Below are 1591 nucleotides of genomic sequence, written 5' to 3'. Positions count from 1 at the left end.
TGCTGGAAACTCCTATGATTGGAATACTCCGACATCGCAGCAGTCAGCCGCGCCACCGTCCAGCATGGTATTTTTTGGTATTTTGACCTTAAATTGCTGTCCTGACGTGTTACCACATCCAAGTCTTACAAGAACGATCTGATGAAACGACTGCGCAACCACCTGATAGGCATAGATCAAGGCGATACCGTCTTGTTTTCCGACTTCGAGGACGGAGGCGAGATGTGGACTGGCCGTGGACAACGCGAACGTCGCCGTCGGATTAGTTTTGCGGAACCTTTCCGGGCGGAGCCGTCGGTCCACGTGTCGATATCCATGTGGGATGTCGATACTGCGTCAGCCTTGCGGGCCGATACCGCGGCCGAAACTATTACCAAGGACGGGTTTGACCTTGTCTTTCGCACGTGGGGTGACACCCGCGTGGCCCGTATCCGTCTCGCCTGGATGGCGATTGGAGAGCTGCGACAGGCTGACGATTGGGACCTTTACTAGGGCAGGGCCACCATGAGTGTTGTGTGGGTGGCGCTTTCCAAGTCTGAGCCGGTGCGAAGGGCCCCATCGTGGGACAAACCGGCCTTCGCTGCACCGCGCCACAATGCCCGTTTCGCCGTGCATTGGCACCTGCCATCTGTAACATTGCTAGGCATCTATTTTTCGCTCTTTCTCAAGAATCTTGGCGGTTATATTCGACCGCATGGCTTTTGCACAGATGCATTTTCTCGCGACGACCCATTACGAATGGGGTTGGGAGGAGTGCGCGGCGTAAGCCGGTAGCCTTCCAAATGACTCCGGCGGATGGAGCGGGGTCGCCGCTCCTTCGGTTGATTGAGGAGCAAGTAGATGACGACAGCTCAGAACACCGACGATGGTGATGTGGCCGCTCGACAGCGGAAGCAGGATGTCTTGACAGGTGTCTTGATCCGCGCCGTTGAGCCGGAAGATGCGTCTGGGTGACCGCCCTTCTCAACCTCGCGGGCTACCGATGGGGCACGATGAGGCTGCCTTATCAGAGCGTGAGCACCACGCGCGAGAGGATGTGGAGAGGCGGCACCGAGCTCGTTGGTCTCGTTGCTGTGCGGGACGACGAAATTGTCGGCATGGCCACGCTTAGGCGCTTTGAACGTCGGCGATTGCACGTGGGCGCAATTGGCATGGGGGTTCATGATGCGCACGTCGGACAGGGTATAGGGACAGCGTTGTTGTCAGCACTGCTCGACGTCGCGGACGATTGGTGGGCGTTGCAGCGGGTCGAATTAACAGTCAATGTGAATAACTCCCGCGCAATTCATCTCTACGAGCGGATGGGATTTGAGCGTGAAGGTTTGCTGCGGGACTATGGCTTGCGAGGTGGAGTCTTACGGACCCCACTTGATGCGCAGAACTAAAGTGACACAGATTTACAAGAAAACATGCAACCTACAGGCGGTTCAGCTTTTGCTTGACCATACCAAGATGGACAGCACCGTCCAATATCTTGGCATCGAGCTAGAAGAATCAGTGGCGATGGCAGAAGTAGTGACCCAGCCCCCTAATCCGGGCCGTTCAGGTGTAGAATCCGTTCCTGTTTCTTTCTGTTGTTATGGTTGCGGTC

At 56.2% G+C, this 1591-nt stretch carries 2 protein-coding genes and 1 pseudogene; all 3 read left to right on the top strand.

Translation table 11 applies throughout. From position 1 onward, the window contains the following. Positions 1-141: 141 nt before the first annotated feature. Complete coding sequence (locus Q1A75_RS23865; protein WP_299593544.1) at positions 142-492, top strand: H-type lectin domain-containing protein; 351 nt, start codon at positions 142-144, stop codon at positions 490-492. A 500-nt stretch (positions 493-992) separates the two neighbouring features. Next, positions 993-1385 (top strand): GNAT family N-acetyltransferase, encoded by a 393-nt coding sequence (locus Q1A75_RS23860; protein WP_299593547.1) that lies wholly within the window; start codon positions 993-995, stop codon positions 1383-1385. Next, positions 1354-1512 (top strand): annotated as a pseudogene (locus tag Q1A75_RS23855) (integrase); the annotation flags it as partial. The gene Q1A75_RS23860 and the pseudogene Q1A75_RS23855, both read left to right, overlap by 32 nt. Between the last annotated feature and the right edge of the window lie 79 nt (positions 1513-1591).

This window comes from uncultured Tateyamaria sp. (assembly GCF_947504105.1).
Taxonomy (GTDB): domain Bacteria; phylum Pseudomonadota; class Alphaproteobacteria; order Rhodobacterales; family Rhodobacteraceae; genus Tateyamaria.
Note: the sequence above shows the minus strand (reverse complement) of the source record. Positions and strands in the feature narration are given on the sequence as shown.